The organism is Shewanella sp. c952 (genome assembly GCF_019654975.1).
Taxonomy (GTDB): domain Bacteria; phylum Pseudomonadota; class Gammaproteobacteria; order Enterobacterales; family Shewanellaceae; genus Shewanella.
Genome location: NZ_BPEW01000001.1, coordinates 134,303 through 149,499, shown reverse-complemented (window position 1 = coordinate 149,499; position 15,197 = coordinate 134,303). Strand labels below are relative to the sequence as shown.

At 40.0% G+C, this 15,197-nt stretch carries 12 protein-coding genes and 1 pseudogene; 6 read left to right on the top strand and 7 right to left on the bottom strand.

Annotation, left to right across the window (positions count from 1 at the left end; genetic code table 11):
• Positions 1-164 precede the first annotated feature (164 nt).
• The 3 genes from K5R16_RS00645 to K5R16_RS00635 all read right to left on the bottom strand — a co-directional run bounded on the left by K5R16_RS00645 (position 165) and on the right by K5R16_RS00635 (position 1,920).
• Complete coding sequence (locus K5R16_RS00645) at positions 165-989, bottom strand: hypothetical protein (RefSeq protein ID WP_220735616.1); 825 nt, start codon at positions 987-989, stop codon at positions 165-167.
• Between the two features lie 23 nt (positions 990-1,012).
• Complete coding sequence (locus tag K5R16_RS00640; protein WP_220735615.1) at positions 1,013-1,426, bottom strand: hypothetical protein; 414 nt, start codon at positions 1,424-1,426, stop codon at positions 1,013-1,015.
• An 86-nt stretch (positions 1,427-1,512) separates the two neighbouring features.
• Positions 1,513-1,920: a hypothetical protein gene (locus K5R16_RS00635; protein WP_220735614.1), complete on the bottom strand. Its 408-nt coding sequence runs from the start codon at positions 1,918-1,920 to the stop codon at positions 1,513-1,515.
• A 574-nt stretch (positions 1,921-2,494) separates the two neighbouring features.
• Between K5R16_RS00635 and K5R16_RS00630 the strand changes: the two genes are divergently transcribed.
• The gene (locus tag K5R16_RS00630; protein WP_220735613.1) at positions 2,495-3,079 is read left to right on the top strand and encodes an ECF-type sigma factor; all 585 of its coding nucleotides are present in this window, start codon (positions 2,495-2,497) and stop codon (positions 3,077-3,079) included.
• Between the two features lie 28 nt (positions 3,080-3,107).
• Complete coding sequence (locus tag K5R16_RS00625; protein WP_259649741.1) at positions 3,108-5,936, top strand: serine/threonine-protein kinase; 2,829 nt, start codon at positions 3,108-3,110, stop codon at positions 5,934-5,936.
• Positions 5,937-6,022: 86 nt separating this feature from the next.
• On the opposite strand, the pseudogene K5R16_RS22440 reads toward K5R16_RS00625, so the two are convergent.
• Positions 6,023-6,145: pseudogene (locus tag K5R16_RS22440) on the bottom strand (alpha/beta hydrolase); the annotation flags it as partial.
• A gap of 87 nt (positions 6,146-6,232) precedes the next feature.
• Here K5R16_RS22440 and K5R16_RS00620 point away from each other — a divergent pair.
• The 4 genes from K5R16_RS00620 to K5R16_RS00605 all read left to right on the top strand — a co-directional run bounded on the left by K5R16_RS00620 (position 6,233) and on the right by K5R16_RS00605 (position 10,317).
• Positions 6,233-6,661, top strand: coding sequence for a hypothetical protein (locus K5R16_RS00620; RefSeq protein WP_220735611.1), 429 nt, complete (start codon positions 6,233-6,235; stop codon positions 6,659-6,661).
• 85 nt (positions 6,662-6,746) lie between these two features.
• On the top strand, positions 6,747-7,208 hold the full coding sequence (locus K5R16_RS00615) for a YhcH/YjgK/YiaL family protein (RefSeq protein ID WP_220735610.1): 462 nt from the start codon (positions 6,747-6,749) through the stop codon (positions 7,206-7,208).
• Positions 7,209-7,230: 22 nt separating this feature from the next.
• Positions 7,231-7,764 carry a protein tyrosine phosphatase family protein gene (locus tag K5R16_RS00610; protein WP_220735609.1) on the top strand — a complete coding sequence of 178 codons (534 nt, stop codon included), beginning with the start codon at positions 7,231-7,233 and terminating at the stop codon, positions 7,762-7,764.
• 267 nt (positions 7,765-8,031) lie between these two features.
• Positions 8,032-10,317: an aminotransferase class V-fold PLP-dependent enzyme gene (locus K5R16_RS00605; protein ID WP_220735608.1), complete on the top strand. Its 2,286-nt coding sequence runs from the start codon at positions 8,032-8,034 to the stop codon at positions 10,315-10,317.
• A gap of 73 nt (positions 10,318-10,390) precedes the next feature.
• Here K5R16_RS00605 and mepA read toward each other — a convergent pair whose 3' ends face one another.
• The 3 genes from mepA to K5R16_RS00590 all read right to left on the bottom strand — a co-directional run bounded on the left by mepA (position 10,391) and on the right by K5R16_RS00590 (position 15,182).
• Positions 10,391-11,245 carry a penicillin-insensitive murein endopeptidase gene (mepA, locus tag K5R16_RS00600; protein ID WP_259649729.1) on the bottom strand — a complete coding sequence of 285 codons (855 nt, stop codon included), beginning with the start codon at positions 11,243-11,245 and terminating at the stop codon, positions 10,391-10,393.
• A gap of 95 nt (positions 11,246-11,340) precedes the next feature.
• Positions 11,341-14,145: a PAS domain-containing hybrid sensor histidine kinase/response regulator gene (locus K5R16_RS00595; RefSeq protein ID WP_220735606.1), complete on the bottom strand. Its 2,805-nt coding sequence runs from the start codon at positions 14,143-14,145 to the stop codon at positions 11,341-11,343.
• Positions 14,142-15,182, bottom strand: coding sequence for a cytochrome-c peroxidase (locus tag K5R16_RS00590; protein WP_220735605.1), 1,041 nt, complete (start codon positions 15,180-15,182; stop codon positions 14,142-14,144). Before K5R16_RS00590 ends, K5R16_RS00595 begins: the two co-directional genes overlap by 4 nt.
• Between the last annotated feature and the right edge of the window lie 15 nt (positions 15,183-15,197).

The window sequence follows — 15,197 nt, the reverse complement described above, 5'->3', positions numbered from 1 at the left end:
CTGTACTGGCTATCAACCTGGTTGCGCCTGTTGTTAACATACTAGTTCCCCTGTAAGCCCGAAAAACAAATAAGGCACAGATAATTTGCATAAAGAAATCTGAACATTTATCCAAAAGCCAAGAACTGGCCATATCAACGTTTCGTCCTTCACAGTAAAACCTGCTACTGACCACTAATACCTGAAAATTTTTCATTGGTTTGATACCAAGGCAGCAGTTGCAAAATAGCAAATAACAAGGTTGAAACCAGTAATAACGGCAAACCTAGTCTCATGGTATCAAACAGCATTCTCAGCATCTCTTTATCTAAACCCAAAGAACCCGAATAGCCTCTCATATCATCAAAGTATGAAAAAGCATCATAAATAGGAACACATAGCACAATAAGAAATATTAACGCTAAAATTCGACTCACAACTCTAGGTAGGCCAAGCAATAGGCTGAAGAGTGCCAAGAATATAAATACCAGTTGAAACCCTGTACTTTCAACTAACTGAAAGTAACTTTGAGACTCATTAAATATTTGAGCCAAAGGTAAAATCATAGAGATAAACAAGGTAATTAAAACAAAAGATGAAAACTTATTATGAATTTTAAAACCATTCCCTCCAGGAGTACTTATTGATTTAAGTGCGTTGCTGGCTTTTGAAAAATCAATATTATTCACTGACTCCTTTGTTTTTCCTGCTGTAGCTGCGGCAAAAATTCTAGCTTTACTAATATTCTCTTCATTAACACTATTTCTAGCTTGACTATATAAATTAGCAGCCACGGCCTTAGCTTTATTTAAGCCTTTATCAGCAGCAGTTGTTGTTCTCAGAACATAAATATTATGTGCTGTACCATCTGTTACATCAAAATCAACCTCATCACTAATAGCTGGGCTAACCTGTGAACTAAACTTGTCTGGTGTCACTTCAAATTTTTGCTCGTTTTCACCCCGAATAATCGTTAACTCAGCAGTGATATGTAAAATTGTCCCTTTCATTACTACTCCTTTTACTCTTAGGGTTAACAGCTAGGCGCCGAAATTAGCAACTTTGGCTTGATAGTGTCAGGAGTTACTTTTGATGAAAGGCCAACAATGTTAATTGAAACCGAACGCCCACATAGCGTTTCAACTGCAAGAGTATTAGTTTTACCATCATCCACACTACTTTTAATCGTTACCGTTTTGCCAGATGATTTTATTTCCAAACTTAAGGCCGTTGTATTTTTCGTATAGCTAACAAACCTATCCTGGCCAGTAATATCAAGCACAGCCACACCGCCGTCAGGTACATACATATTGACGACTGATTTTTGAACTTGATCTATGCTAGCGCTATAGGGGCCCTGAAGTTGCACCACGTCAGATATGATTTGTGGCTCTTCAGCCAATGAAAAACCAGATACGAGTATTAATGGTAGCGTTAAAAGTTTCATTGTATTGCCTTTATTCTTCTTTTAGTGGTAATTGCTTTGACAAAATTGCAACTGTATTTATATGCATATAGGTGTGTAACTTATATTTAAATGTCGACTAAGGTGTACCTACCGAACTCTTTGGATAATTTAAACCTGTCACGACTCCCAAATGACTTAAACCTGTATGAGATAATTACCATCCCTGATTTTTCTTTCAATACCATATCGACCAATTCACAGTCTGAATCTGAGTATTCCTTCTGAACCCTTTTAGGTAACCCTTTATTTTTTTGAGTGACGAGTTTGCTATATTCTGACTCTAGGAGGTATGCCTTTAATTTTTCTGGATTGGCATCTTCAGTGACAAATTCACTAAACGCTTCACAAACATATACTCCAACCTCTTCATTACTCATTTTTGAGATCTGCTCATCTGTCAGTGGAGCATCTGAGCAGCCAATTATGGCAGTAGTCAACACACATAAAGACACCTGTGATTTGAGGGTTTTCATACTTTAAGTCCTTTTAAATTAACAATATGCAGAGTCAGATTTACCTATATTACATCTGAAAGTGTCCAAAAGAGTCTGCTCATCAGTACTTAAGGTCTTGTTACTGATCACCAATGTTTAGCCTCCAGTGCAAAGATTAAACTAACGTATCTGAATGGTTAGCAAAGGGAAGATACGTAAATGCCGAAATAATTCGTAGAATAGATAACAGGAAATCACAGAAATTTGACATGACCACAGTATTGGTTTTCATGATTTGCGTACCAGCAAAGCACAGGTTGAGTATATTAAATGTGCCGAAGCGTCCTCATATCATAGCTTTCACTTGATTCAGCTATTGATGATGTACATAACAACTTCTCATCATCCTCCTAAATCGACGACTCATACATTTGTTGCTTAAACGTAGAATAATTATGGATATTATTATAAAGTAGCTGGGGAATATGCACCTATAGCAGCTCATATGAGGTGTTGGAAATTGCTTAAATACCTTTTGGGCACTGATTCCTTCAACATCACTAATTGGTTGCACCTTGATAGGGATTGCATTCAAGCAGGAAGAATAGAGTTTATGCCGAGTACAGATCAAGATTTTGAACATCTAACCAGTATATTGGTTAAATTCAATACTGGAAACAAGGTTGCAGAGCAACAACTCTATCAATTTGCTTATCAAAAGTTCCGTGAACTTGCTAGCGAAGTCAAATCAAACTCTATCGGTGAACGACCAGAAAATACGCTACTTAGCATATCCAGCAATACCACATCTCTAGTTCATGACGCTTTTATAAAAATTCATCAAAGTAGAGATGTTGCCCCCGAAACGACTAGAGAGCTTTACATAACATTTTCAACTGTGATCTATTCAATCTTGGTAGATAATATACGAAAATCTAAAGCAAAAAAGCGACAAAAATACAGTACAGATACTGAGAGTACTGCTATGTTAGACAAAATACAGCGTATTTTAGATATTGAAATTTTACTAAAAAAATTATCTATCGAGTACTCTAGGCAGGTATCCGTTTTTATCTATAAATATGTTTGCCTTACCCCATCAAAAGAGATAGCTGAATTGTTTTCTGTTTCAGAATCAACAATCGATAAAGACCTTTCTTTTATCAAGCTACGGCTTTCAAATTATTACCACAATTAACCAATTTCACTACAGGGACGTTCTAGTGATGCAAAACCTTTACGAGCACTATTGCCATTTATCTACACTTAATGAAAAAGAAAAATCCGATTACATAGAAAGCCTTAAGCATGATGAAGCTACCTATATAGCGTTAAAAAAGATGCTTATGGATGTAAATATTGATATCACACAAATTTTTAATGAAAGTATTGAGCTTGCTGGAGAACAGATAACTGGCAACCTTCAGACAGGTGATAGTGTATCGAAATACAAAATAATAGAACTACTTGGTAAAGGGGGAATGGGCAGTGTCTATCTAGGCAAAAGGCAAGATGGCGAGTATGCGCAAGATGTGGCGATTAAGGTTGTACCGCTTGCTCTATTGAATAATGAATCAGAACAGATTTTTAACTATGAAGCTCAGGCACTTGCTTCATTAAATCACACTAACATTGTCTCAGTTTTAGATGCTGGTCGAGATGAGCGAGGTTTCGCTTATATCGTGATGCAATATGTTAGCGGACAAACCTTGAGCAAATATGTAGAGCGTAATTTTCTATCCGAACAGCAGAAACTTGAACTGTTTATGCAAGTCATCGATGGAATTACCCATGCCCATGCAAACCAAATACTCCATAGGGATATTAAACCAGAAAATATTTTGGTTGATACTCAAGGTCAAGTTCACATAATTGATTTTGGTATTTCAAAATTTGTTCACTCCCCAAAAACAGAATACGTTGAACCATATTTAAAAGCACTTTCATTTTCTTACGCCTCTCCTGAGCAAAAATCAGGCGAGCATATTACAATTGCATCGGATATCTACAGTCTTGGAAAAGTTTTATATGACTTGATCGATGACACCCCTGTCTTGCAAAGTATTGCTTTAAAATCAACTCAAGATGATACGCAACAACGATATCAAACGACTACTGAGCTTAAAGCGGATATTGAAAGTTTTCTTTACAACAAACCAACAATGGCTTTCAATAATCCATGGTATAACTCAGGGTTATGGTTCAAACGCAACTATATCCGCTTTTCTTTAGTACTGGTCATTGCGATAGTTAGTGTGATATCTGGAGGCAAGTATTATGATTCCTACATCTATGCTCAACAGCAAACGCTATTAGCGGATAGTAACTTAAAACTTGCTGAGAACATGCTAAAGCAGGTTGATGTTAGAGTAGTAACAGAGATTGAAAGGCAGAGATCTTTAGTTAACTCAGCTAGGAGTATCGATATTAGCTTACTCCCTTTAGAGCAAGCTGTCAGATTTACATTGTCTCTGGCTAATGCCTATAAAACTATCGGTGACTATACGCAATGTCAGTTATATATATCAAAATTGTCAAAGCTAACTAATGGTAACGCAGAATTTAAAGTTGAAAACTTAATAGCACGAAAGATTCAAATTGAATTAAATGTATTGAATAATAATAACAAAGAGATGCAACATAATCTCATAGCTTTAAATGAAGATGTGTTGAAGCTTACTGACTTATCTGACAACCGACTTTTTTATCTTATCGATTGGGAAGTTGGTACGACTACAATTTCAAATGTAGAGTTGCAAAAACTGTTTGATTTTCTTACCTCAAACCTCGAGCCAGTCAATAGAAATCAAGAGGTTTTGCTGGAACATATTAGATTAATAGCTATGTCTAATATCAGCAAAGCGGAGCAGTTAAGCGGAGTTGAGAAGTTGCTGGAGTTGGTGGAGAGCAATATTTCTGACATATCTTCTAAAAGGTGGGTTAGTCTTTTGCATGACTGGTATTTAATGTCTAATATACAGGGGAAGCAATCGGCTAATAATATCAGTGACCGATTGGTCAAAAATGCTCAATTACTCCAATCTCTACTTGATAGTGATCACCCATCGGTGTATGTATTGGCTATATTGGCAAAGCAGACGTCAGTAATTAACGGTTTTCTACTTCCTGATAGTATTCGTGATATTTATAATAGTATAGATGCTAATGTCATTCCCCCCTCGTATCAGACTAATTATTTTATTATTGAATTGTCTGAGTCCATCAAAAACAATGAGTTAATAAAATCTTACGGCATAATGAGCAATGTTTATAGTGATTTGTCTAGCTATGGTGAAAATGCACTCAATTACTATTTACAGTTTACGGTGTTTGCCAATAAGTTTAACCGCCAAGACCTATACTTAAACCATCTTTCAACACTCATTGAACACTATCGACAGAAGAATAATTCAGGCCATGCAGCTTACTTTACCTATGCCTTATGTAGTAATTCGGCTAATATTGACGAGAGGTATTCATCTGATTTCAAAGTCGGCGTTGATGCTTGTGATAAAGCAATGGAGTTTTATAAAAAGTATCAAGGTCCCAATAGTAACTTTTACATTATGTCATTGCTTTCTAAGCTACGCCACTTAACAAATTCTGGTGACTTTAATGGCATGAAAAACTTAGTAAAAGAAGCTACATTGTTAAAAGAGCACATATCTTACCCAGCTACAGAAGATAAATATTATATAACTCTCGTAAGAGCATTCTTGGAGTTGCAGGATTTTGATACGGCAGAACGACTCCTCTCTGAGTTTAATTCGTCCACCGACTCTGGCCAGTTTGAACAATATCTTCTCAAATTGAAACTTCTATCTAGTACTGGACAACATGATAACCTCGCTGTCGAATTGAGCTCTATACCAGTTGTTGACTGTAACAACATTTCAAATTCTAGCATTCAAGATATTAATCTGTATCGAGCAAAGTTAAAAATGAAACCTAAGTTGATATGTGAAGGAAAATTGCACTGGAAAGATGTAGTAAAGGATACTCATCTAGCAGAAGCTATCTATTCGTCAGTCGACAGTTTTGTAACAGCTTTGTAGAGATTTACATAGTGACAATGACAATGCCGATTTCGATTAAAGCTTAAATAAAAAAACAGCTTTAATCGTTATTGGTAAGGTTGTTAAATCCCAATCCATTTAGGCCCACCGGATGCTGCTAACAATTGGCTAAACAACTCAGGTTTAAAACCATTTTCACTCAATGTTTTAAAGGCCTTTGGACCCGCAATAAATCGTAGAGAAGACACACTCACCTCAATAAACAATAATTAACTTTTGCTTTACATAATCAGTACCGTAAACTTGATGCTTAATGGAAGCAACAAGGAAGTGTTATGGAAAATACGACGGTTATTAAACCCTTTCAAAAAGCAGGCTTTGTGCTTATTGCTATCGTCATCGCTTTTATGGCGATTTATTCACGCAATGACAATGAGGTTTGGGATTACGTCATACTCGTTAACCTAGTACTCTCTACTACTTGGCTCATCCATCTGCTATGGACTCAACGCATTATATTTGCTGCAGCTGAAGTCACTTTTATCAAAATGATGGTGAAATCTGATACCACAATGCCACAAACCTTAACGCTAAATTATCACGATATCGATTCAGTGCGCTTGCTAGGCGATCACCTATTTATCCACTCAAGCAGTGGCAAAATCAACTTCCCATTAAAACCAAAGTCGTCAATGGCTGCCAAGCTAAAACAGGCTTTTGAATCTAAAGGGATCGAGTTTGAAGTGAACTCCTGTATCGCCTAACCGCTATTAGCGCTAAACTTCCCTTTATTGAAGTCTTAAGCTCAGTTAAATAGCTGAATTAAGCGACCCTATTAACGAGAAGATTATGATTGTAGATACCTTAGCCAACCGCGATTTATACAGCCACATAAGCCCACGTATCGCTCAGGCACTAAACCATCTCGCTACAACCGATTTCAGCCAGCTTGAAGTTGGCAGTTACCAGCTTGATGGCAAGAATTTGTTTGTTATCGTCAATGATTATGAAACTAAGCCTAGAGAAGTAGAGCCTTTCGAAGTCCACCAGCAATATATTGATGTGCAATTCGTTGTCAGCGGTGAAGAGGAGTTTGGTTACCTGCCTTTAGCAGATCAAACGCCATCAAAGCCTTATTTTGCCAAGCATGATTACGCTGAATATGACTATCAATCAAATGAAGACCTAGCGGCATTTATTCCTTTTAAAGCAGGTATGTTTGCACTATTTTTTCCACAAGACATGCATATGCCAGGCACCAGTGCTACGCCGAAACAAGTGCGTAAAGTGGTTATAAAAGTTAAAATTTAGCATCAAAACAAGGGCTAATAACATGAGATTAATGATTATACTGGCAAGCTTGTTTAGCAGTATTGCTATTGCAGCTATATCACCTGAAAAGCTACAACAAGTAAAAGCGTTACAGCTTAATGATGGCAGTATCATCACTGCAGGCTTACCAAGCGAGTCACAGTTCCCACTGTTACAACAAGCGGGTGTTGAACTGGTCATCAATCTCATCCCGATTGGCAACCCAAATGGCCATGACGATGAAGCCGATTTCGTCGCCAACGCTGGCATGCAATATCAACAGATAGATGTCGATTGGCAGCAACCTACAACCGCCAATGTTGAACAATTTTTTGCCATTATGGATGCTAATGAAGGCAAGAACATTTTAATCCACTGCGCTGCCAATTATCGGGCATCAGCCTTTTATTACCTTTATGAGCTAAAAAGAGGTAAAGCAGATAACCTAGATTTCAAACAGCAAACAATGCAGCCATGGGGCGACCTGTCTGAAAGCTTAGCCGAGTACCCGCAATGGGATACACTGATTGAAACAGTAAAAGCAGAGTTAAAATAAGTTTAACTTTGAAGCAATTAAAGCGCCTTTATGGCGCTTTTTTTAGTTCTAATCTCTCTCAATCCTCTCCTATTTGCAGGTAAAAATTAGCAATATAATCGACTAATAAATAGCATCTCGCCAAAGAATATTCTGTTATCCCCCTCAAGAAAATGTGATCTTGATCATTACTCGCAACCTGCTAATATAGCCTCAAGATATTAGTTATAGCCAAAAGTAATAAGCAGTTTTGGGCTTTAGAATAATAAAAATTAAGAGCTAAATACTATGAAAAACACCACCGAGTTAACCCAAATTTACCTTGATGCAAATGCCACTACGCCGGTACTACCTCAAGCGGCGAGCGCGGCATTGTCTGCAATGGAAAACCTATTCGGCAATCCAAGCAGTAGTCACATTACCGGGCTAAAAGCCAAAAACCTGATGGAGCAAACTCGCTTAAGAGCGCGAACTTTACTTGGCAGCGGTAATGGAAAACTCATCTTTACGAGTGGTGCGACCGAGGGAATTCAAACCTCAATATTGTCTGCATTAATCGCCGCTAAAAGCAGCATGTCTGCAGATAAAAGCTACTCAGTGCTTTATGGAGCAACTGAACATAAAGCCGTACCAGAGTCGTTAAAGCATTGGCTGAACGTACTCGATATAAAAGCTGAAGTTACCGCTATTCCGGTAGATAAATTTGGCATACTTGATCATAAGTTTATTAGCCTACACGCACCAAATGCCTTAATGATCTGCACTATGGCTGTTAACAATGAAACCGGTGTGTATCAAGATCTTTCTGCATTAGAAACCACTATTCGCAGCGCCAATTCAAATATATTTTGGATGGTTGATTGTGTTCAGTCACTTGGCAAAACCGAGCTAGATTTAAAAGCGACAACAATTGATTACGCGCCCTTTAGCGGACATAAGCTATACGCCCCCAAAGGGATAGGCTTTGTCTACATCAGAGATTCAGCGCCATTTACGCCTTTTATTGCTGGTGGTGGTCAAGAGAGCGGGTTGCGTTCTGGTACAGAAAACCTTCCTGGTATGGCTGCACTGAATGTGATTTTTGAGATGTTACTCAACAAAGAGTCATCGCCATTTTCAAATACTGAGCAGCTCAATCAATATAGACAACAGATTGCAGCAACTCTAACGGAGTGCTTCAGCGACATTGTGTTTAACAATAGTTTTGAGCATAGCGTTGCGACCACAATTAATTTCGCAGTACCGGGTTTTAGTAGCAAAGAGATAATGGATCTGTTTGATGCCGCTAACATTCGCGTAAGCTCTGGCTCCGCTTGTAGTTCTAAAGTTACCCGAAGTTTTGTACTCGATGCCATGGGGCTACCCGCCTGGCAAAGTGAAGCGGCTATTCGCATGTCTTTTGGCCCTGCGATAACTCAAGCTGAAGTCGATAGCGCCTGCGCCCGCATTAAAACAGCATCACAAGCACTGACACAAAGCTGCATGATTTTAGATGATACTAGCGATATTTCTGACAGAAGCGATTTAGACGGCTTGCTGCAGCTGCGATCGGGTCCGAGTTGTACCTGGGTATTCGTGGACTCATCTAGCAAGCAAGCACTTATTATTGACCCGCTGCCAGAACTACAACAAAGACTTGAAACCCTACTTGAATGCCAGAAATTAACACTGGTGGCCGCCATTGATACCCACGGCCACGCCGACCATGTTTCTGGGCGTGAGGCTTTAGCCGCACGCTTTTTAGCCGAGCAGCAGTCTGACGTCTTAGGTTGGCCAGTGACTCAAGATAGCGTTGAGCATTTAGATCAACAACTACAAACTATAGCCATTGGTTCAAAACAATTACTCAGACTACCAACACCCGGTCATACTCGCGATAGCATAAGCCTGTTGCTATGCGAGGCTCCTTTATCCCCCACCCAACTAACACAGCAAACACAATATGCATTTTGTGGTGATACCATTTTAATGGGTAGCTTAGGGCGAACCAACTTCGACTCCAGCTGTAGCCAAGCGCTGTTTAATAGCTTGAAATTGATTAGAGACAGTATAAGTAACACCACGTTAATCTGTGCCAGCCACGATTATAATAACGAGTTTACCACCAGTCTAAACGCTGAAGTAAGCCGCAATGAATTGCTTAAAGCTGTTATCAACAATCAAATATCAGTGGATATTTTCCAGCAGCATAAAGCACATCTTGATACCCACCTAAATGATGAAGTCGGTACCGAGATAATGTGTGGGGCTATCATTGGTAACTGCGATAAATCCAACATCAAAGAGTACGACGCAATCAGTTTAGAAGCAGCAATGAAGCAAGATGATAATGTTTGTATTATTGATATCCGTGAACCCCACGAGTATGCGCTGAGCCACTCCACGCAATCGAGTCAGAATGTGCCATTGACGCGCTTAGTACAGTTTATCCAAGAGCATCAGAACCAAAAAGATAAACAGTGGGTGTTAGTTTGTCGTAGCGGCAGTCGCTCAATGATTGCAGCTCAAGCTATGCATCGACTTGGGTTTGAACAAGTTTCTCACCTTAAAGGCGGCTATGCATTAAGTTCATAGGCTGTAAATAGTCGTGACGGTCTAAAAGCCCTGCATCTAATCGGTACAGGGCTTTTTATATTCAATATGAGTATTAAGAACTCAGTAGTTGTGCACACTGCTTGGGTTTCACTTTTTTCTTCTTTTTAATTGGCTTATCTGTCACTTTAGTTTTCGACTGTACTTTTGGCTGGGTATACTGATCTTTCCACCACCTCAGTTCATTACAACCATTACCCTGTGGGATAGCAGCCTGATTAATACAGCTCGCGTCATCTTCTGGGCAGTGCAACCTAACGTGCATATGATATGTATGCCCCCACCAAGGTCGCACTTTGTTAAGCCAAGCATCATCGCCAAGTTTCATATCGCATAGATGCTGCTTAATAACTGGACTGACAAAAATGCGCGCAACACGACTATCCTCCGCAGCCAATTGCACCATGCGAGTATGTTGAGGCTGCCACTGTTTGCTATCAAGGCTGAACCGCTTGGTATTAACAATATCAAACGGTTCTGGTTGAGCACGTTGCTTTAGCGTTAACGGCTGCTCAGTCAACCTAAGCCAAATATCAACATCGAGCCCTATCTGGTGGCTGGAATGACCATGAGAAAAGTTGCCACCTCGAGGCATAGACATATCAGCAATTAGCACATTGGATTGCTGATATTGCTGTAGGTTGTTGCTGTAATCACTGATAAAAGAAATAAGCTGCGGGTGACCAAAGTAACGCTGCCGTTCAGTACGAATAACTTGAAAACCAACCCCAGATAAAGGTAGTGCTTCGCCTCCGGCTAAGCAGCCATTGGCATAGCTACCTACAGCGGCGGCATCGCCGTTAAAAGGGCTATTGACTCGCTCCCACGGGTTCGCGAATACAGTTGAACTTGCCAACAAAAGGATCACGCTTAACCACATAAAGGTGCTGTTGCTGCTAAGTCTATTCACACAATTAAGCCTCATCTCATACCATGACTCAAAAACAAGGATCGTTTTACCATTACTATAAGCTTAAACGAGTTTTCATTTCTCAAGCAGTAAACTTAGCTCACTTGATGGCTTTTATTCTGCCTACGATACTTAGCAAGGAAACGCTGATTTTGATGGATATTGACCTCTAGCAGGTTAATTAAATGCTGCAAAGATTCTAGTGGCGGAATAATACCAGTTGCAGTAATCGCTTCTACTTCTTTGGCTAAATGATGTAAGCGACTGGCATAGAAATGGGCTGCCATGTCTTGTATGGAGTGCGCAAGAATATGGATATCTCTCACATCACCCTTATCAACCGCTTGTATCACTTGAGTAATCGAATGTTCAGCAAACTCCTTAAATGAGTCAACCAATTCTTCCATTTTGGTATAGCTATTATCATGAATTTCGAGCAGCTGTTTGAAGTCAATATCAGCTTCTGTAATATTGAGTTCCTCCTCTTTATGACGCGCTAGCGCCACCACTTTATTATCTCCGCAGTGAGTTTGACTTATTTCGTTAGCAAGGTGAGCTTTACCGATCAAATGCGCATGCTGACTGAGTGCATCCCTAAAACTTTGCTCCTGCAAAGGCTTGGTCAATACGTGATTAGCCCCCGCGCCAATCATATTGTCATGGGCTTGCTGAAACACATCAGCAGTACAGGCAAAAATTGGGATAACCAACTTAAGCTTTTTCCTAATAAATTCTGTCGCTTCAATGCCGTCCATCTCAGGCATGTGGTTATCCATCACCACTAAGTCATACTGCTTGTTCTGCACCATCTGTATGGCTTCTAAACCATTAATAGCCACATCAACACTATGCCCTAATCGCTGGCAAAAGGTCTTAGCCACTAAGGCATTTATTTTGTTGTCTTCAGCAATCAGTATATTGATGCTATCGGGTAAATTTCTGGTAACTGTTGCTCTGTGTGCAGTGGTTTTAGGTTGTGATTGTGCCCGCTCAATTGCCATAAATATGGCAAAACAAGTACCTTCCCCCACTTTACTGGTAATAGAAATAGTACCATCCATTAGCTCCACTAATTGCTTAACGATGGATAAACCTAAGCCTGTGCCGCCATATTGGCGAGTTGTTGAAGACTCTGCTTGCACGAAAGGATCAAAGATCGATACCAGCCGCTCCTGCCTGATCCCTATTCCGGTATCGGTAATGGTAACTTCTACTCCCTGACTCCCTTCTGCATTTATCCCTTGTTTAAACCTAAGAGCGACGCTGCCCTGCTCTGTAAACTTAACGGAGTTACTCATTAGGTTATAAATCACCTGCCTTATCCGAGACTTATCACCTCTAAAACATTGCTGCTCGTCTATATCATTGGTGACAATCAGCTGAATATTCTTCTCATCACAGATTGGTGCATAGGTATTGCTAATCGGTTCGAGCACGCTACTGAAACTAAAGACTTCACTCTCTAATTCCAGCTTACCTTGCTCCACTTTTGAAAAATCGAGAATATCATTTAATAACGAAGTTAGATGGTTACCTGACTCTAGTAAGATCTGGATCTGCTTTCGATGTTCTGGATTATCTAGATTAGGCTCAATAATTTGTGCCATGCCCAGAATGCCATTTAGCGGTGTTCTTAACTCATGGCTCATCGTGGCTAGGAAGGTTGATTTCGCTTTGTTGGAGACATCAGCTTTAATCACTGCTTGCGCTAAATCATCCTGCATCTGCTTGCGGGCAGTAGTGTCTCTTTCAACGGCAATAAAGTTACTCACTTCTCCCCGCTCATCGGTGACCGCACTGATATTCATGTCGACCCAGTAGGGAGTCCCATCTTTATGGTAGTTGATAACCTCCGATGCAACAGACTGGCCAACTCTCATTGCTTGACCAATTTTTTCGACCTCCTCTTTATCGGTATTTTCACCCTGTAAAACATCACCAGGCTTCTTGCCTTGTAACTCTGCTAAGCTATAACCCGAAATGGTGGTAAAACCTTTATTTAGCCAGGTCACAACTCCCTGCTTATCCGTGATAATAAAGCCATCTTGAGCATGCTCAGCGACCAACGCCAGCATATCTTTTTCTTTTTCTGATGCTGTTAGGCTTTGTAAAATCAGTCTCTCTTTGCGAGTTTGTTCCTGCAATTGCACACGGTAGTAAAACGAGAAAATGACCACTAGCAACATGCAGCTTAGCAGCAGGCTTTGCTTAGTCTCTTCAACGACTGATAGCCAAAAGAACTCCTGTTCATTAATATCTTCTCTCACCTTCGCATTCAATATCTGTTGGTTTTTAAGAGAAATATCCTTTTTGATATCCGCTAGAATTTGAGCATGTATTCTTAAACTTTTGAAGCTATTGGATGAAGCGAGTTCAGGACTCACTCGGCTAGAGATAGGCAAGGACATTGTTTGGCCGATCATGTGGATCCGATCATCACTACTGGGCATTTTTTGCCACAACTCCTGCTGTAGTAAGTTAATGGTATGCTTTGAATATTCTTGCGAAATTTTGAGTCTTAAAATGGTTTCAAGATCGGTAACTAACGCGGCAACAGATGCTGATAATCGATTCGCGTGCATTGATATTTGAGGATCCCTTAACAACATCCATGGCAAGATAGAAAGACTCTCTGTTTTTAGGCTTTTTTGCAGTTGTTGAACATGCCGTTCAGTTCCCACCAGTGCATCAGCAATAACATCGTAGTCGAGTCCGTTACTCACTTCGACTTTAAAAACATCATCCCTAACAGACAAGATATTATGACTTAGCTCTGTATAAGCATGTTGATATTGCTGCACGATATAGACTTTAGCTAACAGCATCGATATCGCCAATACTGTCAATGTAATCAGTATGGCTAAAGAACTGGTACTGGTCTTATAACTTAGATTAATCATTTACTCAGTTCCTTTAGAATAGGAGGTTTAGGGGCGGTTAATGAATCAAGAAATGCCACCAGCTCTATTAAGCTTGTAGCCTCTAAATCCTTACCTAACTGAACTTTTGCCATCACAAGCACAGCCTCTTCTAAACTTTGAGCACGACCATCATGAAAATAAGGTGCAGTAAGCGCAACGTTGCGCAAACTTGGCACCCTATAAACGTATTTATCACTAATGTCATTGGTTTGATGATAGCGACCAAGGTCGGCATTAAGTGCTTCTACCGACTCGACACTGCCAAATTTTTGAAACAGATTGCCACCAACATTGCGCCCTTGGTGACAATAGATACAGCCTAGCGACTGGAACTTTTGCCAACCTAAAGTTGCTGCGGGTGACATAGCGCTAGTATCGCCTTGCAAATATTTGTCAAACGGCGCGTCAGGAGTATTAAGTTGCAGCATAAAGGTGATAAGTGCATCTTTAATCGTATCTTCAGTAATGCCCTCATCATAATGCTCAGCAAATGCGCTCTGATAACTTGTCTGACTGGACAAACGAACCACAATATCATCCCAATTGCTGTTCATCTCTAGCGGGTTATGGATAGGTCCATCAATTTGCTCGTGCAAGCTGTTCGCCCGGCCATCCCAGAAAAACCGAGTATTTAGCCCAATATTGAATACTGTTGGCGAGTTCCGATTACCAGCGCCTTTAACGCCGGTAGAGACAGCAATGTCTTCGGCACCATTGTCATAAATATGATGGCAGGACTCACAACTTACCGCACCATTAGAGGATAACTGAGGATCTAAAAATAACCTTAAACCTAAGGCTATATGCGGCTTTGTTTCTTGCTCGAAGATAAATGCGGGGACGGCTGCAATAGATGTGTGTTTAACTGCATTAGATGTTTGCAATGAATGAGAAAGCGCCTCATCAATTTCAACTTTTTTGACAAAACTCGCTTGCAATTTGAACTCTTGATATAGATATACACTGAAACCGATAACGATCGCTGTCGCTATCACCCAGCGATACTTGAATATCATGCCTAACCTCCCTGT

Coding starts and splice junctions, on each gene's coding strand:
- K5R16_RS00645 (WP_220735616.1), bottom strand. CDS start 989: ATGAAAGGGACAATTTTACATATCACTGCTGAGTTAACGATTATTCGG.
- K5R16_RS00640 (WP_220735615.1), bottom strand. CDS start 1,426: ATGAAACTTTTAACGCTACCATTAATACTCGTATCTGGTTTTTCATTG.
- K5R16_RS00635 (WP_220735614.1), bottom strand. CDS start 1,920: ATGAAAACCCTCAAATCACAGGTGTCTTTATGTGTGTTGACTACTGCC.
- K5R16_RS00630 (WP_220735613.1), top strand. CDS start 2,495: ATGCCGAGTACAGATCAAGATTTTGAACATCTAACCAGTATATTGGTT.
- K5R16_RS00625 (WP_259649741.1), top strand. CDS start 3,108: ATGCAAAACCTTTACGAGCACTATTGCCATTTATCTACACTTAATGAA.
- K5R16_RS00620 (WP_220735611.1), top strand. CDS start 6,233: ATGGAAAATACGACGGTTATTAAACCCTTTCAAAAAGCAGGCTTTGTG.
- K5R16_RS00615 (WP_220735610.1), top strand. CDS start 6,747: ATGATTGTAGATACCTTAGCCAACCGCGATTTATACAGCCACATAAGC.
- K5R16_RS00610 (WP_220735609.1), top strand. CDS start 7,231: ATGAGATTAATGATTATACTGGCAAGCTTGTTTAGCAGTATTGCTATT.
- K5R16_RS00605 (WP_220735608.1), top strand. CDS start 8,032: ATGAAAAACACCACCGAGTTAACCCAAATTTACCTTGATGCAAATGCC.
- K5R16_RS00595 (WP_220735606.1), bottom strand. CDS start 14,145: ATGATTAATCTAAGTTATAAGACCAGTACCAGTTCTTTAGCCATACTG.
- K5R16_RS00590 (WP_220735605.1), bottom strand. CDS start 15,182: ATGATATTCAAGTATCGCTGGGTGATAGCGACAGCGATCGTTATCGGT.